We start from the raw sequence: 20,169 nt of genomic DNA on the forward strand, positions 1-20,169 counted from the left end.
ACGTCTGGAAGACGAGATCGACTGCGAGATATCGGCTGACCCTATCGACTTTTGCGGTCGAAAAATTTAGAGATAAAGCCAAATGATCGCTAAAAGACGTCAAGCATGAGACAGCCACTCCGCTGGCCCTGGCAGGATTTCGACGTCGATGACGTGGCCGCGCCGGCGATCGCTGTTGGGGTCGATGTCACCGAGACGAGGGCCGAGGTGCGCGAGCATTGGCACCGCAAAGGTCAGCTCGTCTTCGCGCTCGGCGGCGGTGTCACCTGCCGGGTTCCCGGCGGGCTTTGGATGGTGCCACCGCATTGCGGGGTCTGGGTCCCGAGCCGCATGGAGCACAGCAACATCGCGACGGCCAATGCACTGATTTTCTTCGTCTATATCGAACCGGGCGCCGCCGACCTGCCGGACCGCTGCTGCACGCTTTCGATCTCGCCGCTGCTGCGCGAGCTGATCATCGAGCTGTCGGAATGCGCGCCGGATGATGCGCGGTGCGATTTCCTCGGAAAGGTCCTGCTTGCCGAACTGCCGCTTATGCCTGTGCAGCAACTGCATTTGCCGATCTCGGCCGAGCCGCGGATAAGACGGATCGCGGAGGCGCTGGCCGACGACCCTGCAGACCGCAGCACGCTGGCCGAGTGGGCGGATCGTGTGGCGCTCAGCGAAAGCAGTCTGGCGCGACTCGTCGTGAAGGAGACGGGCCTGAGTTTCGGCCGCTGGCGCCAGCAGCTGCATCTGATCGTAGCACTGCGGGAACTGTCCGCCGGCGCCAGCGTGCAGCACGTGTCGGGCGATCTCGGCTATCAATCCGTCACCGCCTTCATCACCATGTTCAAGAAGGCGCTGGGCAAGCCGCCGGCGAAATATCTCAGCGACATCGCGCAGAATGGTGGTTCCGCGTTCATGGCCTGACAGGCATCAAGCAAGCCGCGGGTTGATCTCCATGGCGGGCTCGGCCGGATCGGTCGGTTTGCCGGTCACCACCTCGACAATCCCCCGCGCGATCTCGCGCTCGCCCATGATCACGGTGTCGGCGCCGAGGCCTTTCAGATGCTCGACCTCCGCATCGGAGTGCGCGCGGGCGATGATGTTGATCGCAGGATTGGCGGCGCGGGCTCGAAGCACGATCTGGCCGGACTCGAAGGCATTGGGGATGGCGAGGATCAGCCGCTTCGCGCCTTCCGGATTGGCGGCCGCGAAGACATCCGCATTGGCGGCATTGCCGGCCACCGTCTCGATGCCGTCATCGCGCAGCTTGGCCAGCGTCTTGTCGGCGTCCTCGATCACCAGGAAGGGCAGGGCGGCTTCCTTCAGCGCCGCGCCCACAAGGCTGCCGACGCGGCCATAACCGATCAGGATGGAATGGCCGGCAAGCGCGGTCATGGGCGGCGGGCCGTCTTCTTTTCCTGACGTTGCCTGGACCGAAGCGACCTGGCCGGGCTCGGTCGCCGGGCCGATCGGCTTTGCTTCCTCGGGAGTGGCCGTCTTGCCGGCCCGCTTTTCCAGCCACGGCTTCATCCAGTCGACAAGGAGGAACATCAGCGGATTGAGCAGGATCGATAGGATGGCGCCCGCCAGGATCAGGTCGCGGCCCTGTTCGGGCAGCAGTTTCAGACCGACTCCGAGCTCGGCCAGGATGAAGGAAAATTCGCCGATCTGGGCAAGGCTCGCCGAAATCATCAGCGCGGTCGCGATCGGATAGCGGAAGGCGATGACGATGACGAAAGCGGCGAGCGACTTGCCGACGACGATGATGGCCAAGGTGGCGAGGATCGGCAGGCCGTTGCTGATCAGGCTGAGCGGGTCGAACAGCATGCCGACCGAGACGAAGAACAGCACCGAGAAGGCGTCGCGCAGCGGCAGCGATTCTTCCGCCGCTCGGTGGCTGAGCTCGGACTCGCTCATGATCATGCCGGCGAAGAAGGCGCCGAGCGCCAGCGAGACGCCGAACAGCTTCGCCGCGCCGAAGGCGACGCCGAGCGCAATCGCCAGCACCGAGAGCCGGAACAGTTCGCGCGAGCCGGTATGGGCGACGTAGTGCAGGATCCACGGGATGACCCTGCGGCCGACCACCAGCATGACGACGACGAAGGCGGCGACCTTGGCCAGCGTGATGCCGACCACGCCCCATATGCCGTAGCTGGCGGGCAGCGAGAGCAGGCTCGTATGATCATCGACCTGCGGCTGGCCGCCAAGCACGCCGGCCAGCGCCGGCAAAAGCACCAGCGCCAGCACCATGGCGAGGTCCTCGACGATCAGCCAGCCGACGGCGATGCGGCCACGCTCGGTCTCGATCAGCCGCCGCTCCTGCAGCGCGCGCAAAAGCACCACGGTCGAGGCAACGGAAAGCGCCAGGCCGAAGACGAGACCGGCACCGAGCGACCAGCCGAGCAGCCAGGCAAGCCCGACGCCAAGCAAGGTGGCAAAGCCGATCTGCACGATGGCGCCCGGCACGGCGATGGCGCGGACGGACAGAAGGTCCTTCAGCGAAAAATGCAGGCCGACGCCGAACATCAAAAGGATGACGCCGATCTCAGCGAGCTCGTTGGCCAGGCTGGCGTCGGCGACGAAGCCTGGCGTGTTCGGCCCGACCAGGACGCCGGCGACGAGATAGCCGACAAGCGGCGGAATACGGAAACGGTTGGCTAAGGCCCCGAAGACGAAAGCCAGCCCCAGACCGGCGACGATGGTGGCGATAAGGGGCGTGTCATGCGGCATTGTCTTTCGCGCGCCTTTCGAAAATCACGATGTCGGATGGGCGCCCGCCGAGGCTGCCGCCTTCGGCAATATGGTGGACGGAGCGGCGATGACGCAACCGCCGCCGGGCGGAAATCGACGCCGAGGCAGGGCGCGCCGCGCAAAATCAGCGCCGCGCCGTCAAAGAGGCGGCTTCTAGGCCCTTTTCGGCCTTGAACCCGTTGTCTTCGGCCGCTTTATGCGGCCTGCAGCAGGCTCTCGATATCCGAAATCGTATGGTTGGTCAGCGTCTTCGGGATTTCGGCCTGCACCTTCTCGCTGACTTCCTTGTGCAGTTTCTGGCGCATCTCGCCAAGCACCTGCGGCGGCGCGATCAGCACGACCGCGTCGAACGCGCCACGATGCGCGAGCTTGTAGAGCCGGTCGGCAATGTCGATGGCGAAGCGTTCCTTGTTCAGGCGGTGCCAATCGGTCTCCTCGACGGCGCTGCGAGGTCCCTCGTTGCCATACCGGCCCGGCTTGTCCGTGCCTTGCTCGCGCGTCGCGGGATTCTCCTGTTCCATCTCCTGCACCACCTCCAGATTCGGGAACTTGCTGTCGCCCTGGTTGCGCAGGAAGAGCGCCTTTTCACCATCGGCCACGACGACCCACAATCCGTGCTTCAGCTTGATGTTCATGGCGTTCCTCCTTTGCTTGCGGGTTGCCGACCGGTCGAGCCCAGATCGACAGAATGGATGCTAGCCAAACGAGCCGCGAAGCAGGATTGTTCCGCTTGATGGCGATGCCTAGATCGCTCGCCGCAGATCAGGGCCGAGCGCCGATCCGGTGAGGTCGGCTTTAATCTACTAAGTTAGTAGAATTTAGAAAAAACTGTTTTGCCGCTTTCCCGAGCCGGTGCTAAAAATCGCGGCGGATCAAGGTGGTTTCTCACGCCGTTCTGGCCGTCTCATTCTCAAAGTAGAATTTTTTTCTCTTGCTCTTCGCGGCTGCGAAAAAGCGATTGCCTGCCGTTCGGCGATGCGCGAGTGCTTGCCTTCTGGTTTTTGGGCAGCCCGCGTAAAACTGCCAAACTGTTTCAATATTGCTCGTCGCCATGTCGCCAGCCAACGTCAAACTCAATGCCTTTCCCGTGTTCGTGCGGGTCGACGGCCAAGCCGTAGCCATCGTCGGCAATGGCGAGGAAGCGCTTGCCAAGGCCAGGCTGGTTTCGCAGTCGAGCGCCGTGCTGCGCATCGTCGCCGACAATGCCAGTGGCGGGTTGCTGGATTTCATCGCATCGACCGGCGCCGTTCACATCAACGCAGCCTATGAGGCCGCGCATCTGCAGGGTGCTGCCCTGGTGTTCGCTGCGAGCGGTGACGAGGCCCTCGATCGCCGCGTCGTTGACGACGCGCGCCGGTTGGGCATTCCGGTCAATGCGGTAGACCAGCCGGAAATGTGCGATTTCTTCACTCCGGCGCTGGTCAACCGCGCGCCGGTGGCGATCGCCATCGGCACCGAAGGCGCCGGACCGGTTTTGGCGCAGATGCTGCGTGGGCGCATCGACCGCATGCTGTCGCCGTCGCTCGGCCGGCTGGCGGCACTTGCCGCCTCGTTCCGGGTCGCGGCCGAGAAGCTGCCGAAGGGCAATTGCCGCCGCCGCTTCTGGAGCGATTTCTTCGCCGGCGCGCCGGCCAAGGCCATCGAAGCCGGCGAGTTTGCCCAAGCGCATGGCGCGGCGGTCGAGCTTTTGGCTCAGGACGCTCCGGTCGGCGGACACATCGCGCTGGTTGGCGCTGGTCCGGGCGCGGAAGACCTTTTGACTTTGCGCGCGCACCGCCTGCTGATGGAAGCCGACGCCGTTGTCTACGACGCGCTGGTGCCGGAGGCGATCGTCGCCATGGGCCGCCGGGATGCCGAACGCCTGCCGGTCGGCAAGCGCAAGGGCTGCCATTCCAAGAGCCAGGAAGAGATCAATGCGCTACTCATCGAACTCGGCCGTGCCGGCAAGCGCGTGGTGCGGCTGAAGTCCGGCGATCCGCTTGTGTTCGGCCGCGCCGGCGAAGAGATGGCTGCGCTGCGTGACGCAGGGATCGCCTATGAGGTGGTTCCGGGCGTTACCGCCGCCTTCGCCGCCGCCGCCGATTTCGAGCTGCCGCTGACGCTGCGCGGCGTTTCGTCCTCGATGGTGTTCACCACCGGCCACGATCTCAAGGGCAACTCGCTGCCCGACTGGGCCAAGCTCGCCATTTCCGGCGCCACGGTCGCTGTCTATATGGGCCGCTCGGTCGCGGCGGAGGTCGCCGGCAGGCTGATTGAAGCAGGGTTGTCGCCGGACACGGCCGTCGCCGTCGTTGAGAATGCCAGCCTTGGCAATCGCCGCCGTTTCCACGGCACGCTCGCCGACCTGCCGTCGCTGGAGCAGCGCGCCGACCTCACCGGTCCGGTGATGACGATCATCGGCGATGCGGTCGCGGGCGCCAATTTTGAACGATCCGAGCCGCTCGCGGCACATAAGCATGAGGGCGCGGCTTCGGCCGTCGCCGAAGGAGTTCAACCATGAAGGTTCTGACCGCGAACAGGCTCTCCGACGGCATCGCCGTCTGGTACGCCGATGGCGGCTGGGCGGAGACGGTCGGCCATGCGGAGATCGCGCATGACAAGGCGGCGGAGGACCGGTTGGAAGCGATCGGCGCCGCAGCCTACGCCAACAATGAGGTGGTCGACGTCAATCTGATCGATGTGGAAGTGGTCGATGGTCTGGTCGAGCCGGTGCGGCTGCGCGAAAAGATCCGCGCCGCGGGTCCGACCATCCGCACCGATCTCGGCAAGCAGGCAAGCCTGGAAGCGACCCAGGCGGCTTAAGATTTGAAGTAAAGAGCGGGCGGACGCGTCCGGAAAGACGAAGCATGTACCGTTACGATGAGTTCGACCAGGATTTCGTGCACGCCCGTGTCGCCGAGTTCAGCGACCAGGTGCAGCGCCGGCTTGCCGGCGAGATCACAGAGGACCAGTTCCGGCCGCTCCGGCTGATGAACGGCGTCTATCTGCAGCTGCATGCCTATATGCTGCGCATCGCCGTGCCCTACGGCACGCTGAACAGCAGGCAATTGCGCATGCTCGGCCACATCGCGCGCAAATACGACAAGGGCTACGGTCACTTCACCACGCGCCAGAACATCCAGTTCAACTGGCCGGCGCTGTCGGACATTCCGGCGATCCTTGCCGATCTCGCCAGCGTGGAGATGCACGCCATCCAGACCAGCGGCAATTGCATCCGCAACGTCACCGCCGATCATTTCGCGGGTGCCGCCGCCGACGAGGTCGCCGATCCGCGCCCCTATGCGGAAATCCTGCGTCAATGGTCTTCGGTCCATCCGGAGTTCTCGTTCCTGCCGCGCAAGTTCAAGATTGCGGTGACGGGTGCGGAGCGCGATCGCGCCGCCATCCAGACGCATGACATCGGCCTGCACCTGAAGAAGAACGCGGCCGGCGAACTGGGCTTTGCCGTTTATGTCGGCGGCGGCCAGGGCCGCACGCCGATGGTGGCCAAGAAGATCCGCGACTTCCTGCCGGAGGCCGATCTTCTGTCCTACTGCACGGCGATCCTGCGCGTTTACAACCTCTATGGCCGCCGCGACAACAAGTACAAGGCGCGCATCAAGATCCTGGTGCACGAGACGGGCGTCGAGGAGATCACCCGCCAGATCGAAGCCGAATGGCAGGAGCTGAAGGATGCCGAGCTGAAGCTGCCGGAAGCGGATATCCAGGCCATCAACGCCTATTTCGCGCCGCCTGCGCTGACCGCCCGGCCGGAAGGCGATGCGCTGGTGAAGCAGGCGCGGCTCGATTCCAAGAGCTTCTCGGAATGGCTCGACCAGAATGTCGTGACGCATCGCCACCCCGACTATGCGGCGGTGACGATCTCGCTCAAGGGCATCGGCGAGGTGCCGGGCGATGCCACCGACAGCCAGATGGAGGCGGTGGCCGACATCGCCGAGAAATACGCCTTCGACGAGTTGCGGGTCAGCCATGAGCAGAACCTGATCCTGCCGCATGTGGCGCGCGCCGACCTCAAGGCGGTCTATGACGCGCTGGTGGAGATCGGTCTCGCGACCGCCAATTCCAACCTGATCAGCGACATCATCTCCTGCCCTGGCCTCGACTATTGCGCGCTGGCCACGGCCCGATCCATTCCGATCGCGCAGGAAATCTCGCAGCGCTTCGCCTCGCTGGAGCGGCAGCGTGAGATCGGCGAATTGAAGCTGAAGATCTCCGGCTGCATCAACGCTTGCGGCCACCACCATGTCGGCCATATCGGCATTCTCGGCGTCGAGAAGAAGGGCTCCGAGCTCTACCAGGTGACGCTCGGCGGCTCGGCCGACGAGAACACGTCCGTGGGCGAGATCATCGGCCGCGGCTTCTCCTCGGAAGAGATCACCGATGCCATCGAGCAGATCGTCGATACCTATCTCGGCCTTCGGCTCAGTCCCGACGAACGTTTTATCGACGCCTACCGCAGAGTCGGTCCCGCGCCGTTCAAGGAGGCGCTCTATGCTGGCGAAACCAAGGCCGCTTGACCGTATTGTCGACGTCGAGGCCGGCATCGCCGCCGAAGCGGCGGGGCTCGACGCGCTGCTCGGCCATCTGAAGCCGATCGAGATCATCCAGCGCGCGGCGCGCGAATCCTTCCGCGGCGAGATCGCAGCCGTGTCCTCCTTCGGCGCGGATTCGGCTGTGCTACTGCACATGATCTCGGAGATCGACCGCTCAATGCCGGTGATCTTCCTCGACACCGGCAAGCATTTCGAGGAGACGCTTGGCTATCGCGACGCTCTGGTCGCCGATTTCGGCCTGACGGATATAAGGGTGATCAAGCCGGACGAGGCGGCGCTCGAACGCGTCGACCCGACCGGCCAGCTCAACGAGACCGATACCGACGCCTGCTGCAATGTGCGCAAGGTGGAGCCCTTGGCGCGCGGCGTCGAGCCGTTCCGTGCCTGGTTCACCGGGCGCAAGCGCTTCCAGGCTTCGACGCGCGCGGCTCTGCCCGTCTTCGAGGCGGTCGGCTCGCGCATCCGCATCAACCCGCTGGCGCATTGGACGACGTCGGATCAGGCCGACTATATGCGCGCGCATGCGCTGCGCGAAAATCCGCTGGTCGCCTATGGCTACCTCTCGATCGGCTGCTTCCCCTGCACCCAGCCGGTGCAGCCCGGCGAGGATGCGCGCAGCGGCCGCTGGGCCGGCCACGCCAAGACCGAGTGCGGCATCCATCTCTCCGGACTGGAGAAGTCGCTGACCGACGCCTCGCTTTAGGGTATATCGCTATTCACGTGGCGCCGGTCCGCGAAAGGGCGGCTTGCTGCGTTTGAGCTTTTTGGGATTTTTGATGACTGGATCGACGACAGCGGGGACCCGCCTCTGGACCCCGGACGGTTTTCGCGAGGACGAGTGGACGCACGCCGAAAGCGCCGAGGCGCTTGCCGGCAACGGCCGTTTCATCCTGCCGCTGCAGGCTTTTCTCGGGCTGGATGGAGAAGTCCGCAAGTCAGCCAAGGAACGCCTCGGGGTGTTGCTGCAGCCGGGCGACGAGCTTGACAAGATAACCGGCCTGCTGGACCAGCTGTCGCTGGTGGCGCTCGCCTTCCCGGCCTTCAATGACGGCCGCTCCTTCTCCAAGGGCGAATTGCTGCGCGCCCGGCATCATTTCAAGGGCGCGGTGCGCGCCACCGGCCAGGTTCTCGTTGACCAGCTGCCGCATATGCTGCGGCTCGGCTTCGACGAGTTCGAGGTTTCCAATCCAGTGCTGCTGAAGCGGCTGGAGGAAGGGCGGACCGGCGGCTTGCCGGTCTACTACCAGCCGGCCGTGGAGCCTGAGCCCAAAGGTCCGAAATATTCCTGGCGGCGCAAGCGCGCTGGATCAGAATGACGTCTGGTTGACCGTCACCCTGATCCAGTCCTTGTTGGAGCATGATCTTTTCCGAACCCTCGGTTCGGGATCGTGCCTTTGGCTGACGCGGCGGCATCTTTACAAGCAGCGCAAGCAAGCATTCTCTCCAGGCAAAGGACGGAAAGATCCGCCGGGAGGGAACCATGCGCTACGACTATGTGATTGCCGGCGGCGGCTCCGCCGGCTCGACGCTTGCCGCGAGACTTTCCGAGGACCCGTCGAAGACGGTGTGCCTGCTCGAGGCGGGCGGCGCCGGCAAGGATCTCTTGATCCGCGCGCCAGCCGGCATCATCGCGCTGCTGCCCGGTCGGCCGAAGATCAACAATTGGGGCTTCCAGACAATACCGCAGGAGGGTCTCAACGGCCGCAGGGGCTATCAGCCGCGCGGCAAGGCGTTGGGCGGCTCAAGCGCCATCAACGCCATGCTCTACACGCGAGGCAACCGTCGCGACTATGACGAATGGGCCGAGCTCGGCTGCGACGGCTGGTCGTGGGACGAGGTGCTGCCCTACTTCCGGCGCGCCGAAGGCAACCAACGCGGGGCCGACGCGCTGCATGGGGGCGACGGACCGCTCAGGGTCTGCGAGCAGCAGGAGCCACGCGCGATCTCCAGGGCCTTCGTCGAGGCCTGCGGTGAAAACCAGATCAGGCTGAACGACGATTTCAATGGGCCGGAGCAGGAAGGTGCCGGTCTCTATCAGGTGACGCAGTTCTGGGGCGAGCGCCGCAATGGCGAGCGCTGCTCGGCCGCCGCCGCCTATCTGCATCCGGCGATGAACCGGTCGAACCTCACAGTGATCACCGACGCGCATGCGACGGGCGTCGTTCTCAACGGCAAGCGCGCCAAGGGCGTGCGCTATCGTATCGGCAAAAGGGAAGACGTGGCGGAGGCCAGGCGCGAAGTCATCCTTTGCGGCGGGGCGTTCGGCTCGCCACAGCTGCTCCTGCTCTCGGGCGTCGGGCCGGCGGTCGAGCTCGCGGCGCATGGCATCCCGCTCGTCCACGAATTGCCGGGCGTCGGCAGGAACCTGCAGGACCATCTCGATTTCATCCTCGCCTGGAAGTCGCGGCACACGGACCTGGTGGGCATCGGCCTCCGTGGCATGCCGGGCCTGATCAGGCACATGCTGCGCTGGCGCAAGGACGGCACCGGCATGATCGCAACGCCCTATGCCGAGGGCGGCGCCTTCCTCAAATCCAATCCGACGATCGAGCGTCCCGACCTGCAACTGCATTTCTGCATCGCCATCGTCGACGACCACGGCCGCAAGCTGCATCTGGGCTATGGCTTTTCCTGCCATGTCTGTGTGCTTCGGCCCTATTCGCGCGGCGAGGTGGGTTTGAACAGCGCCGATCCGCTGGCGCCGCCGCGCATCGATCCGCGCTTCCTCGAGGACGAGCGCGACGGCGAGCTTCTGCTCAAGGGCGTGCGGATGATGCGCGCCATATTGGAGGCGCCCGCTCTGGCGAAATACCGCGCCAGGGAAATCTACACCGCCGGCGCTTCGAGCGATGCCGAACTGATGGCGCATATCAGGGCGCGCGCCGACACGATCTACCACCCGGCCGGCACCTGCAAGATGGGCGTCGACGACATGGCCGTGGTCGACCCGCAGCTCAAGGTGCGCGGGCTGGAAGGTTTGCGCGTCGTCGATGCCTCGGTGATGCCGACCCTGATCGGCGGCAACACCAATGCGCCGACGATCATGATCGCCGAAAAGGCCGCGGATATGATCCGAGCCGCGGCCTGACCGCTGATCTTGGTCGGACCAGCCCCTTTCGGTTCTGTCGCGAGGATGTCGCCTTTGCCCGCCTGCCGGCAGGAGCGAATCCATCTGGTCAGACCAATTCGGCGATTTGCGCTTCCCCTTTTGCCGTCTTCACCTTAGGATAGGGTTATTATTTTGCGCCCCGAAATAAATAGCCGGCTAAGGGAGGAAACGGCATGGCAGGCAAGAAGATATTGATGCTCGTTGGCGAGTTCAGCGAGGAGTACGAGATTTTCGTCTTTGAACAGGCCATGCACGCCGTGGGTCATACCGTCCATGTCGTCTGCCCTGACAAGAAGGCGGGCGGCGTGCTGAAGACCTCATTGCACGACTTTGAAGGCCATCAGACCTATACCGAAAAACTCGGCCACGATTACATCCTCAACAAGACCTTCGCCGAGGTGAACCCGGCCGAATATGACGCGGTTTACGCCGCGGGCGGGCGCGGGCCGGAATATATCCGCATCGACAAGCGCGTGCAGGCGCTGGTCAGGCATTTCCATGAGACCGGCAAGCCGATCTTCACCATTTGCCACGGTGTGCAGATCCTGATCGCGGTCGATGGCGTGGTGCGCGGCAAGGAAGTGGCGGCGCTGCATTATTGCGAGCCGGAAGTGACGCTTGCCGGCGGCACTTATATCGATGTCGCGCCGACCGGTGCGCATGTCGACGGCAATCTGGTGTCGGCGAAAGGCTGGCCTGGCCTTGCCGCTTTCATGCGGGAATGCCTGAAGGTGCTCGGCACCGAGATCCGCCACGGCGAAGCGCTGATGCGTGAGGACCGAAAGGCGGCTTGAACTTGTTCTTTGCGCAATTCCGGATGGAAAACCGCTACACACTTTTCCTGGAATTGCTCTGACCGCGGCGCGCGGCTATTAACGCCGCTCGCCGCCTGCTTTGCTGGCATCCACGCCGTCCAAGCGGTCAAGCAGGTCGCTCAGCCGCCGGGGCACCTCTTTTTCCAGGCGAAATGCCGGCAAGGTGCGCAGAAAGCGCTTTGTCGCTTCGCTGCCTGCCTGCCGCCTGATATCGTTGGCCAATTCGGCGCGCCGGTTGCCGTTGTTGCCGTTCATCGTCCCAAAATCCTGTGTCGGCTTCGAAACTCCTCCAGCCCGTTTATGGTTCCCGCAACGGCATTCGAGGGCAAGCAAAGCTGCGTGATACGGTAAAATTTGAATTAATTTGGAATGATGGCTCGACATCCGCCGCGAGCGCTTACCCCTTGATTTTTGGCCTCCAAACCTCGATATCGGGCGCAAATCCAGACCAATCCGAATGACGGGAAACGGCGATGAGCGACCAGGCAAAAGACGAACGCACGCCCGAAGATATGGAAGCCACCCAGGCTTCCGGCGAGCGTGCGGAAGGTGGCGTCGACGGCGACTATGAAGCGCTTGTGCGGCTGCTGAAGGAAAACGAGGAACTGAAGGACCGCGCGCTGCGCGTCGCGGCCGAAATGGAGAATTTGCGGCGGCGCACCGCGCGCGACGTGCATGACGCGCGCACTTACGCGGTGGCCAATTTCGCGCGCGACATGCTGTCGGTGTCCGACAATCTGCGCCGCGCGCTCGATGCCATTCCGGCCGAGGCCAAGGCCTCCGGCGATGCCGGCTTCAAGGCGCTGATCGAGGGCGTCGACCTCACCGAGCGCGCCATGCTGTCGGCGCTGGAGCGCCATGGCGTGAAGAAACTCGCGCCTGAGGGCGAGAAGTTTGATCCGAACTTCCACCAGGCGATGTTCGAAGTGCCCAACCCGGAGGTCCCGGCCGGCACCGTCGTCCAGGTGGTGCAGCCTGGCTATTCGATCGGCGAGCGCGTGCTGCGGCCGGCGATGGTCGGCGTCGCCAAGGGTGGCCCGAAGGCAGCCGCCGAGGCGAAGGCCGAGCCCGGTCCGGTGAACGAGCAGGCCGAGAAGGATGCGTGAGAGTGAGTAGCGAATAGGGAGTAGTGAGTAGGGACTGATAATCGTCTGCGGCTTCGTGCTATTCCCTACTCACTATTCGCTACTCGCTACTCACTACTCGCTCACCCATGAATCCCATCGCCTTGCTCGACTATGCCGGCGTCGCCGTCTTCGCGGCGACGGGCGCGCTTGCGGCATCGCGCAAGCAGCTCGACATTATCGGCTTCCTGTTCCTGGCCAGCGTCACCGGCATCGGCGGCGGGACGTTGCGCGACGTCATCCTCAACCTGCCCGTATTCTGGGTCGCCAACAGCGGGTATGTGCTGATCTGCGCGATCGTCGCGGTGCTGGTCTTCTTCAGCGCCCATCGCTTCGAATCCCGCTACAAGCTGCTGCTTTGGCTGGATGCCGTCGGCCTTGCGGCGTTCTCGGTGATGGGCGCGGCCAAGGGGCTGGCGATCACCGGCTCGCCGGTCGTTTCGGTCATCATGGGCGTGCTGACGGCGACCTTCGGCGGCATCTTGCGCGACCTGCTTGCCGGCGAACCCTCGGTGCTGCTCAGGCCTGAAATCTATGTCACCGCCGCCCTTGCCGGCGCCGCCATCTTCACACTTGGCGATATTGCCGGCCTGCCGGCGCTGGTGTCCAGCCTGCTCGGCTTCGCGGCCGCGTTCGTGGTGCGCGGCGGGGCGCTTAAATTCGGCTGGTCGTTTGCGGCCTATAAGAGCCGGCCAGGGCGAAGGCCGGAAGATATTCCGTAACGAATAGCGAATAGCGAATAGGGAGTAGCGAATAGAGATAACCCGAGATAGCGTTCTATTCGCTATTCGCTATTCGCTATTCGCTATTCGCTATTCGCTATTCACTATTCGCTATTCGCTATTCGCTATGCCGCGAAGCGCTGTCCCTCGCCGCCATAATAGTTGACGTAGCGGGCGCCGATCTCCTTGACCGGCATGACGACGAACACGTCGACGGTCGAGAATTCGTGGTCGATCACGCAGCCGTCGCCGATACGGGCGCCGACGCGCAGGTAACCCTTGACCAGCGGCGGCATGGCGGCGATCGCCGCCTTGGCGTTCACCGCCTCGATCGGCATCAGGTCCATCGAGCAGTAGCGTCCCGGAACCGCGCGGACATCCCAGGCGGAGTTGGTGCGGCAATGATGGGCAAGATAGGTCAGCGCCTCGGCATGCGCCGCCGGCACGATGCCGTGGAAAGAGGCGCAGCCGGTCATCACGCCGATGTTGTAATGGTTGATGTAGGCCCAGATGCCTTGCCAGAGCGCCTCGATGGTGCGCTTGGAGCGGTATTCGGGCAGAACGCAGGAGCGGCCGAGCTCGAGGAAGCGCTGGCCGGGATGCCGCGCGATCAGCTTGGTGAGCTCGAACTCGCCCTCGGAATAGAAGCCGCCGGCAGTCGCGGCTATCTCCTGCCGCAGCAGGCGGTAGGTGCCGACGATGCGGCGATGCTCGGGACCTGGAAGGGACGTGTCCAACACGAGAAGGTGATCGCAGAGCGGGTCGAACCGATCGGCATCGCGCCGGTCCTGCGCCTGGAACAGGTCCTTCCTCGCGCCAAGCTCGTCATAAAATACCCGATAGCGGACTTCCTGGGCGGCGGCGATCTCAGCCTCGTTGCGGGCGAGCCGCACCTCGAGGTTGCCGATCCGGCCCAGCGGAGCACCGCTTGCGACGGCGTCGGCGGTACGGGCGGCGAGCAGGGCGCCGCCGGCATTCGGCCGAGTGTCACATTCAGGCATAACTGTATGCACGAGTGATTCTCCTTCGAGCCATCCCTCTTGGCACGGGGATACGGTGTAGGTGCAACAGGATTGTGACAGTACCGTGATACGACGTGGCGGGCAATACTTTGTCGGCTGGGCAATACCCTCAACCGGCTATCTTACCGTCGCGAAAGCCAGGCGATGCATGGTTTTCAAGAGTTCAAAATTTCGTCAGGCGGCGACCTGGCCCTCAACCGCCTGGACGAGCGCGTCCGGGTCGAGCGGCTTGGTCACGAAACCGCTGGCGCCATGGGCAAGCACGGCATGCCGGGTCTTTTCCTGGCTGTCGGCCGAAAGCACCATGATCGGGATCGGCGGCATGGCCAGCGACTCTTCATGGCGGCGGATGGCGGCAATCGCATCCAGGCCATCCATGACAGGCATATGCAGGTCCATCAGCACGACATCGAAGCGGAACTTGAAGCCGGCCTCGGTAACGGCGTCCACCGCGGCCTTGCCGTTGCCGACAACCTTGACGCGATGCCCTGCCTTGAGCAGCGTGGCGCGGGCGAGCATGGCGTTGATGTCATTGTCCTCGGCGATCAGCACCGACAGGCCCTGGTCGCGCCTGCGCACCGAGGCGGCGCCGCGCGGCTCCGGCCGCGGCTGGGTGAGCGCGGAGCCATGGCTGGTCAACAGCACCCGCAAAAGCGTCTCGCCGCGCACGGGCCTGGCGAGGAAGGTGGCGTAGCCGTTGGCACGGAATTCGCCGAGCATGCCTCGGTCCGTCGGCGCGATGAGGGTGATGGCTTCACAATCGGCAAAGCCTGAGTCACGCAACCGCTTGAGCAACCTCCCGTCACTGTTTTCGAGCGCCGCGTCGATCAGCAGCACGTTGCAGCCGGCAGCGAACGGAGCGGCCTGGCCTGGCGTCGCCGCAACCTCGACGATGCCGCCATGGGCCCTGATGGCACGGGCGATGGCATCGGCCTCGATGGCATTCTTCGAAACGATCACCGCCCGCCGGTCGGCAAGGATGTTGTGCCGGTGCGGCGGCGGATCGGTCGCCGCGACCGCCGGGATCTCGAGGATGAATTCGGATCCCTCACCCAGCCGGCTCGAAACGGAGATCGTGCCGCCCATCGCCGTCACCAGCCGCTTCGAGATGGCAAGGCCGAGGCCGGCGCCACCATGCACCCTGGTCGAGGTGCCGTCGGATTGCTCGAACTCTTCGAAGATTCGCTCCATGTCCTCTTCGCGCAGTCCGGGGCCGCTGTCGGCGACGGTGAAGCAGATGCAGTCGCTGGTTTCGGTGCGGGCGCGCGCTACGGTAAGCAGCACGCCGCCCGTATCGGTGAACTTCACCGCGTTGCCGATTAGGTTGAGCAGCACCTGGCGCAGGCGGCCGGGGTCGGCCGTGATCATCTGCGGCACATCGGGTTCGACATAGCAGCCGAGACCGATATTCTTGGCAAAGGCCTTCGCGGCCAGAAGTTCGATGATGTTGTCGGCGATTTCGCGCAGCGAAGTCGGCTGAGGCTCGGGCTCGAAGCGGCCAGCCTCGATCTTGGAATAGTCGAGCAGGTCCTCGATAAGCGCGAGCAGCGCGCTGGCCGAGGTGGAAACAGCGCCGACATAGGTCCGCTGTTCCGGCGACAGGTCGGTGTCGGCAAGCAGCTTCGCCATGCCCATGATGCCGTTCATCGGCGTGCGGATCTCGTGGCTGACGGTGGCGAGGAAGCGCGACTTGGCCTGGCTCGCATATTCGGCACGCTCGCGCGCGGTGATCAGCGAGGATTCGGCGCGCTTGCGGGCGGTGATGTCGCGGGCGATCGCCCGGTGCGAGACGGCGCCGGTATCCTTGTCGCGCACCGACAATTCGATCCAGGAGAACCAGCGCGGCCCGTTCGGCGTGCGAATCGCGACATCGGTGGAGCTCAGGCATTCATGGTCTGAGAAGGCGGCGTCGGGAACGATGCCGACGTCGATGCCAAGCTCGGACAAGGTCTTGCCGGCGAGATTGCGAGGGTCGATCTCGACAAGCGAGGCAAAGACGCTGTTGGCATAGACGATATGGCCGTCGCGATCGCGATGGACGACAAGGTCGCCGAGCGCGTCGATCAGGCCTCGGAAGCGTTCCTCGCTCTCCTGCATCTCCCACATGCGGTCGGCGAGGGTCTCGATCTCGGCGCGGCTGCGTGCGGCGGTCTCGTCGAGAAGTGCCGCGGTGCGCCGCTCCTCGCGGCGGCTGCGCAGATGCATGGCAAGGCCGGCGAAGGCCGCGGCGGCGAGCCCGATGGTGACGATGATCGGCGCCCCGGTGAGATGCGCCAGCCCTGCCAGGACGACGATGGCGACGATCGTCAGGAAGGGCAGGCCTTCGTGGCTGGCGGCAGGCAAGTCGGGAGCCAGCGGCGGCGCGACGAGCACCTGCCGCTTCGGCGCATCGGGGATGAGCCTGTCAGCGCCCGCGGCTTTGCTGTCCTGCCTGATGTGGGAGTCCGCGACCATGCGCGGACCATGCCAGACAGAAATTATGGAAGACTGGGGCGGATCGTTCGAATTTTAGCGATCGCCCGGATTCCTGCCGCCCGCATGCGCGGGCGAAGCCGGAGCTTTGCGGGGCCTGCCGGCTACATGTCGACGACGACGCGGCCCCTGATCTTGCCTTCGACGATGTCACGCGCGGCGGCGATAATGCCGTCGAAACCGATGGTGCGCGACAATGTCGACAGCTTCTTCAAGTCGAGGTCGGCGCCGATGCGGCGCCATGCCTCCAGGCGTACGGGCTTCGGCGCCATCACCGAATCGATGCCGAGCAGCGAGACGCCGCGCAGGATGAAGGGCGCGACGCTTCCCGGCAGGTCCATGCCGCCGGCCAGGCCGCAGGCGGCGATCGCGCCGCCATAAGAGGTCATCGACAGCACATTGGCCAAGGTATGGCTGCCGACCGAATCGACGCCGCCCGCCCAGCGCTCCTTGGCGAGCGGCTTCGCCGGCTGGCTGAGCTCCTCGCGCGAGATCACCTCGGCCGCGCCGAGGTCGATCAGATAGGGGCTTTCGGCGTTGCGGCCGGTCGAAGCGATGACATGATAGCCGAGGCTGGATAGGATCGAGATGGCGACCGAGCCGACGCCGCCGGCCGCGCCCGTCACCACCACCGGGCCACGGTCCGGCACGATACCATGGCGCTCCAGCGCCATGACGGAGAGCATTGCGGTGTAGCCGGCCGTGCCGACGGCCATCGCGTCATGCGCGCTCATGCCCTCGGGCAGCGGCACCAGCCAGTCGCCCTTGACGCGGGCGCGGCCGGCATAGGCGCCGTAATGCGTCTCGCCGACGCCCCAGCCGTTCAGGATCACATGATCGCCCTTGCGCCAGTCGGCATGGGAAGAGTCGATCACAGTGCCGGCTAAATCGATGCCTGGAACCAGCGGCCAGCGGCGCACGACCGGCGCCTTGCCGGTGATGGCGAGCCCGTCCTTGTAGTTCACCGTCGTTGCCTCGACGGCCACGGTGACATCGCCCTCCATCAGGTCGGCCTCGGTGAGGTCGACGACATCGACCGACTGCTTCTTGTCCGCATCGCGCGAAACGAGGATGGCTTTGAAGGTCTCGGTCACGGTTTTTCTCCTCGGGTTCCGTGGGTCGTTGGACTGTGCGGCGACAGACCCGCGCGGTCAATCTTGCGAAGGTTTCGGCTCGCGCCGCCAGCCGATCAGCTCGTCGAAGACCACGAGCGCCGCACCGACCGAAATGAAGGCGTCGGCGAGATTGAACACCGCGAAGGACCAGACTGGCGTGTGGAACAGGATGTAGTCGATGACGTGGCCGTAGACGGCCCGGTCGATGAGATTGCCGAGCGCGCCGCCGATGATGAGCGCAAAGCCGGTGCGGGCGATGACATGGCCGGCAGGGGTGCGCGTGGCAAGATAAAGCACGAAGGCGACGACCAGCACCGCGACGGCCACCAGGCCGGTATCGCCGAAGGACTGGAACATCGAGAAGGCGATGCCGGTGTTGTAGGTGCGAAACAGCGCCAGGAAGGGCAGGAGATCGACCTTCTCCTGAAAGGCGAGACCGTTCTCGACCAGCTGCTTGATCCACTGGTCGAGCGCAATGGCAACGATCACCAGCAAGGCATAAGGGGACCAGGATTTCACTTGTCAGTCCTCATGGGCAGTCCTCATCGCGTCTCGGTGGCGTCGAGCTTCAACGCGCCGCGCCTTATCTCGAACAGCATCACGCCGGTGGCGACGGCCAGATTGAGCGAATCGGCTCGGCCTGCCTGAGGGATCCGGAGCAGCCGGTCGCAGCTTTCGGCGAGGCTGTCCGGGAGACCCTGCTGCTCGTTGCCCATCAGCAGCAGAACTGGTCCCCTGGAAAAATCGACCGAACGATAGTCGACCGCGCCCTTGAGGTGCGTTCCAACGACCAGGCCCGAAAAATCGCGCCGCCAGGCGAGGAAGGCCTGCTCGGTCGCTCTCGCGACCGGCACGGCGAAGATCGAGCCCATGGTGGCGCGCACCGTCTCCAGCGAGAACGGATCGGTGGTGTCGCCGACAAGGATGACCCCCTTGGCGCCGACGGCGTCGACGGTGCGGATCACGGTGCCGAGATTGCCGGGGTCGCGCACGCGGTCGAGCGCCACCCAAACATCGCCGTCCCTGGCGCGGATGTCCTTCAGCGGCACGGTCTGCTGCGCAAAGACGCCGACCACCATTTGCGGATTTTCGCGCCGGGTGATGGCGGCCAGCACCTTTTCGGAGACCTCCAGCACCGTGCCGCCGGCGGCGACAGTCCGCGCGGCGACCTTTTCGACGGCCGCGTTGCCGCGTCCGGCCTTGGCGAAGACCATCGTCCTGATCGACCAGCCGAGGTCGAGCGCGTCGATGACCAGCTTCAAGCCTTCGGCCATGAAGGCGTTCTGCTGGTCGCGGAATTTCTTGAGCGCCAGCGCCTTGATGTCCTTGACCAGCGGATTGGCGAGGCTGGTGGCTTCCTTGACCTGCCCGACAGGGCGAGCGCCGTCATATGCGTTCATTTCAAGCCACCCAGCGCGAGAAGAGCGAGGTCGACAGCGCGCGGCCGGCGGATTTCTCGCGAATGATCAGTTCGCCGGATTCGACCGTGCCGCCCATGCCGGCGAAGGTATCGCGCATCAACGCGTGGATGGCGAAGAAGGAGGCGCGGATCGAATAGGCGGTGAGAACGACGGCCAGCGGCTTCGGCGTGAGGATCGCGCGGCAGAGATCGGTAAGGCCCGGCAGGTCCTCGAACAATTGCCAGACCTCGCCCTTGGGGCCGCGCCCATAGGCCGGCGGATCGAACAGCACGATGTCGTAGCGGCTGCCACGGCGCTCCTCGCGCTCGGCGAACTTCACCGCGTCCTCGACGATCCAGCGAATCGGCTTATCGCCGAGGCCGGCCATCTCCTGGTTCTCGCGCGCCCAGCCGATCGCCTTCTTCGAGGCATCAACATGGGTGACCTCGGCGCCGGCGCGGGCGGCGATCAGCGAGGCCAAGCCGGTATAGCCGAACAGGTTGAGAACCTTGACCGGACGCTTCGCCGCGGCGATCAGCCCCGCCATATGGTCCCAATGCGAAGCCTGCTCGGGAAAGACGCCGACATGGCGAAACGAGGTGAAGCGGCCGAGATAGTCGATGCCGTCATGCTTCATCGGCCAGGTTTCCCCGAGCGGCGATTTCGGAAAGCGCCAGCGGCCGATGCCTTCCTCGTCGGTGTCGCCGGTGAAGATGGCGTCGGCGCGCTCCCATTCCTTTGCCGGAAGGGCCCGCTGCCAGATCGCCTGGCCCTCGGGGCGCACGATGCGGTAGGGGCCGTATTGCTCGAGCTTTTCGCCCGCGCCGCTGTCCAGCAGCGCGTAGTCGGCGTTGGGCGCGACTTCGAGGATCAGCGGCAGGCGCTCGGCGGGCAAGGAGCCCTCGCGGCGGGCAAGAACACGCGGCGCCGGTTTCGCGTCCTGCCGGTCCGCCGGTTTCGCTTCGCGGCGCTCCGCGGATGCCGCCTGCTGCCGTCCAGCCGCAAACGCGTCCCGCGGGCGGGCCTGTTCCGGCCTCGCGTGCTGCGGTCGGTTATCGCGGCGCTTGTCGCGAAAAGATTTCAAGAAGGATCATCTCC

At 64.8% G+C, this 20,169-nt stretch carries 19 protein-coding genes; 10 read left to right on the forward strand and 9 right to left on the reverse strand.

Going from position 1 to position 20,169, the window contains the following annotated elements:
* The first annotated feature begins 105 nt into the window (after window positions 1-105).
* Window positions 106-912: a helix-turn-helix transcriptional regulator gene (locus EN862_RS00600; RefSeq protein WP_127868360.1), complete on the forward strand. Its 807-nt coding sequence runs from the start codon at window positions 106-108 to the stop codon at window positions 910-912.
* A gap of 6 nt (window positions 913-918) precedes the next feature.
* Here the strand turns inward: EN862_RS00600 and ybaL are convergent, their stop codons facing one another.
* Both ybaL and EN862_RS00610 read right to left on the reverse strand, forming a co-directional pair.
* Entirely contained in the window at window positions 919-2,718 is a 1,800-nt protein-coding gene (ybaL, locus tag EN862_RS00605) for a YbaL family putative K(+) efflux transporter (protein ID WP_127868361.1), read from the reverse strand.
* Window positions 2,719-2,933: 215 nt separating this feature from the next.
* On the reverse strand, window positions 2,934-3,374 hold the full coding sequence (locus EN862_RS00610) for a host attachment family protein (RefSeq protein WP_127868362.1): 441 nt from the start codon (window positions 3,372-3,374) through the stop codon (window positions 2,934-2,936).
* A gap of 416 nt (window positions 3,375-3,790) precedes the next feature.
* Here EN862_RS00610 and cysG point away from each other — a divergent pair, with 416 nt between their 5' ends.
* The 7 genes from cysG (at window position 3,791) to EN862_RS00645 (ending at window position 11,195) form a co-directional block, all read left to right on the forward strand.
* A complete protein-coding gene (gene cysG / locus EN862_RS00615) occupies window positions 3,791-5,239 on the forward strand; it encodes a siroheme synthase CysG (protein WP_127868363.1) in 1,449 nt (482 codons plus the stop codon).
* Window positions 5,236-5,541 (forward strand): DUF2849 domain-containing protein, encoded by a 306-nt coding sequence (locus tag EN862_RS00620; protein WP_127868364.1) that lies wholly within the window; start codon window positions 5,236-5,238, stop codon window positions 5,539-5,541. Before cysG ends, EN862_RS00620 begins: the two co-directional genes overlap by 4 nt.
* A gap of 44 nt (window positions 5,542-5,585) precedes the next feature.
* Window positions 5,586-7,256, forward strand: a complete 1,671-nt coding sequence (locus tag EN862_RS00625) for a nitrite/sulfite reductase (RefSeq protein WP_127868365.1) — start codon at window positions 5,586-5,588, stop codon at window positions 7,254-7,256.
* The gene (locus tag EN862_RS00630) at window positions 7,231-7,995 is read left to right on the forward strand and encodes a phosphoadenylyl-sulfate reductase (RefSeq protein ID WP_127868366.1); all 765 of its coding nucleotides are present in this window, start codon (window positions 7,231-7,233) and stop codon (window positions 7,993-7,995) included. The genes EN862_RS00625 and EN862_RS00630 overlap by 26 nt, the downstream gene beginning before the upstream one ends.
* Before the next feature lie 73 nt (window positions 7,996-8,068).
* Window positions 8,069-8,608 (forward strand): DUF934 domain-containing protein, encoded by a 540-nt coding sequence (locus EN862_RS00635; protein WP_127868367.1) that lies wholly within the window; start codon window positions 8,069-8,071, stop codon window positions 8,606-8,608.
* A gap of 164 nt (window positions 8,609-8,772) precedes the next feature.
* Window positions 8,773-10,380, forward strand: coding sequence for a GMC family oxidoreductase N-terminal domain-containing protein (locus EN862_RS00640; RefSeq protein WP_127868368.1), 1,608 nt, complete (start codon window positions 8,773-8,775; stop codon window positions 10,378-10,380).
* Between the two features lie 194 nt (window positions 10,381-10,574).
* On the forward strand, window positions 10,575-11,195 hold the full coding sequence (locus EN862_RS00645) for a DJ-1/PfpI family protein (RefSeq protein ID WP_127868369.1): 621 nt from the start codon (window positions 10,575-10,577) through the stop codon (window positions 11,193-11,195).
* Between the two features lie 78 nt (window positions 11,196-11,273).
* On the opposite strand, the gene EN862_RS00650 is transcribed toward EN862_RS00645, so the two are convergent.
* A complete protein-coding gene (locus tag EN862_RS00650) occupies window positions 11,274-11,471 on the reverse strand; it encodes a hypothetical protein (protein WP_127868370.1) in 198 nt (65 codons plus the stop codon).
* A gap of 218 nt (window positions 11,472-11,689) precedes the next feature.
* Between EN862_RS00650 and grpE the strand changes: the two genes are divergently transcribed.
* Together grpE and EN862_RS00660 are read left to right on the forward strand one after the other, a co-directional pair.
* Window positions 11,690-12,322 carry a nucleotide exchange factor GrpE gene (gene grpE / locus EN862_RS00655; RefSeq protein ID WP_127868371.1) on the forward strand — a complete coding sequence of 211 codons (633 nt, stop codon included), beginning with the start codon at window positions 11,690-11,692 and terminating at the stop codon, window positions 12,320-12,322.
* A 107-nt stretch (window positions 12,323-12,429) separates the two neighbouring features.
* Window positions 12,430-13,062 (forward strand): trimeric intracellular cation channel family protein, encoded by a 633-nt coding sequence (locus tag EN862_RS00660; RefSeq protein WP_127868372.1) that lies wholly within the window; start codon window positions 12,430-12,432, stop codon window positions 13,060-13,062.
* Window positions 13,063-13,187: 125 nt separating this feature from the next.
* Here the strand turns inward: EN862_RS00660 and EN862_RS00665 are convergent, their stop codons facing one another.
* The 6 genes from EN862_RS00665 to EN862_RS00690 all read right to left on the reverse strand — a co-directional run bounded on the left by EN862_RS00665 (window position 13,188) and on the right by EN862_RS00690 (window position 20,155).
* A complete protein-coding gene (locus EN862_RS00665; RefSeq protein ID WP_127868373.1) occupies window positions 13,188-14,075 on the reverse strand; it encodes a GNAT family N-acetyltransferase in 888 nt (295 codons plus the stop codon).
* Window positions 14,076-14,258: 183 nt separating this feature from the next.
* Window positions 14,259-16,538: a PAS domain-containing sensor histidine kinase gene (locus tag EN862_RS00670; RefSeq protein WP_127868374.1), complete on the reverse strand. Its 2,280-nt coding sequence runs from the start codon at window positions 16,536-16,538 to the stop codon at window positions 14,259-14,261.
* Window positions 16,539-16,660: 122 nt separating this feature from the next.
* Window positions 16,661-17,650 carry an MDR family oxidoreductase gene (locus EN862_RS00675; protein ID WP_127868375.1) on the reverse strand — a complete coding sequence of 330 codons (990 nt, stop codon included), beginning with the start codon at window positions 17,648-17,650 and terminating at the stop codon, window positions 16,661-16,663.
* Between the two features lie 57 nt (window positions 17,651-17,707).
* On the reverse strand, window positions 17,708-18,190 hold the full coding sequence (lspA, locus tag EN862_RS00680; RefSeq protein WP_127868376.1) for a signal peptidase II: 483 nt from the start codon (window positions 18,188-18,190) through the stop codon (window positions 17,708-17,710).
* Window positions 18,191-18,213: 23 nt separating this feature from the next.
* Window positions 18,214-19,071, reverse strand: coding sequence for an RNA methyltransferase (locus EN862_RS00685; protein WP_127868377.1), 858 nt, complete (start codon window positions 19,069-19,071; stop codon window positions 18,214-18,216).
* 1 nt (window position 19,072) lies between these two features.
* On the reverse strand, window positions 19,073-20,155 hold the full coding sequence (locus EN862_RS00690; RefSeq protein ID WP_127868378.1) for a class I SAM-dependent rRNA methyltransferase: 1,083 nt from the start codon (window positions 20,153-20,155) through the stop codon (window positions 19,073-19,075).
* Between the last annotated feature and the right edge of the window lie 14 nt (window positions 20,156-20,169).

The organism is Mesorhizobium sp. M2E.F.Ca.ET.219.01.1.1 (genome assembly GCF_004016445.2).
GTDB lineage: Bacteria > Pseudomonadota > Alphaproteobacteria > Rhizobiales > Rhizobiaceae > Mesorhizobium.

Coding starts and splice junctions, on each gene's coding strand:
- ybaL (WP_127868361.1), bottom strand. CDS start 2,718: ATGCCGCATGACACGCCCCTTATCGCCACCATCGTCGCCGGTCTGGGG.
- EN862_RS00610 (WP_127868362.1), bottom strand. CDS start 3,374: ATGAACATCAAGCTGAAGCACGGATTGTGGGTCGTCGTGGCCGATGGT.
- EN862_RS00670 (WP_127868374.1), bottom strand. CDS start 16,538: ATGGTCGCGGACTCCCACATCAGGCAGGACAGCAAAGCCGCGGGCGCT.
- EN862_RS00685 (WP_127868377.1), bottom strand. CDS start 19,071: ATGAACGCATATGACGGCGCTCGCCCTGTCGGGCAGGTCAAGGAAGCC.
- EN862_RS00600 (WP_127868360.1), top strand. CDS start 106: ATGAGACAGCCACTCCGCTGGCCCTGGCAGGATTTCGACGTCGATGAC.
- EN862_RS00645 (WP_127868369.1), top strand. CDS start 10,575: ATGGCAGGCAAGAAGATATTGATGCTCGTTGGCGAGTTCAGCGAGGAG.
- grpE (WP_127868371.1), top strand. CDS start 11,690: ATGAGCGACCAGGCAAAAGACGAACGCACGCCCGAAGATATGGAAGCC.
- EN862_RS00630 (WP_127868366.1), top strand. CDS start 7,231: ATGCTGGCGAAACCAAGGCCGCTTGACCGTATTGTCGACGTCGAGGCC.
- EN862_RS00640 (WP_127868368.1), top strand. CDS start 8,773: ATGCGCTACGACTATGTGATTGCCGGCGGCGGCTCCGCCGGCTCGACG.
- EN862_RS00635 (WP_127868367.1), top strand. CDS start 8,069: ATGACTGGATCGACGACAGCGGGGACCCGCCTCTGGACCCCGGACGGT.
- EN862_RS00650 (WP_127868370.1), bottom strand. CDS start 11,471: ATGAACGGCAACAACGGCAACCGGCGCGCCGAATTGGCCAACGATATC.
- EN862_RS00660 (WP_127868372.1), top strand. CDS start 12,430: ATGAATCCCATCGCCTTGCTCGACTATGCCGGCGTCGCCGTCTTCGCG.
- EN862_RS00625 (WP_127868365.1), top strand. CDS start 5,586: ATGTACCGTTACGATGAGTTCGACCAGGATTTCGTGCACGCCCGTGTC.
- EN862_RS00620 (WP_127868364.1), top strand. CDS start 5,236: ATGAAGGTTCTGACCGCGAACAGGCTCTCCGACGGCATCGCCGTCTGG.
- cysG (WP_127868363.1), top strand. CDS start 3,791: ATGTCGCCAGCCAACGTCAAACTCAATGCCTTTCCCGTGTTCGTGCGG.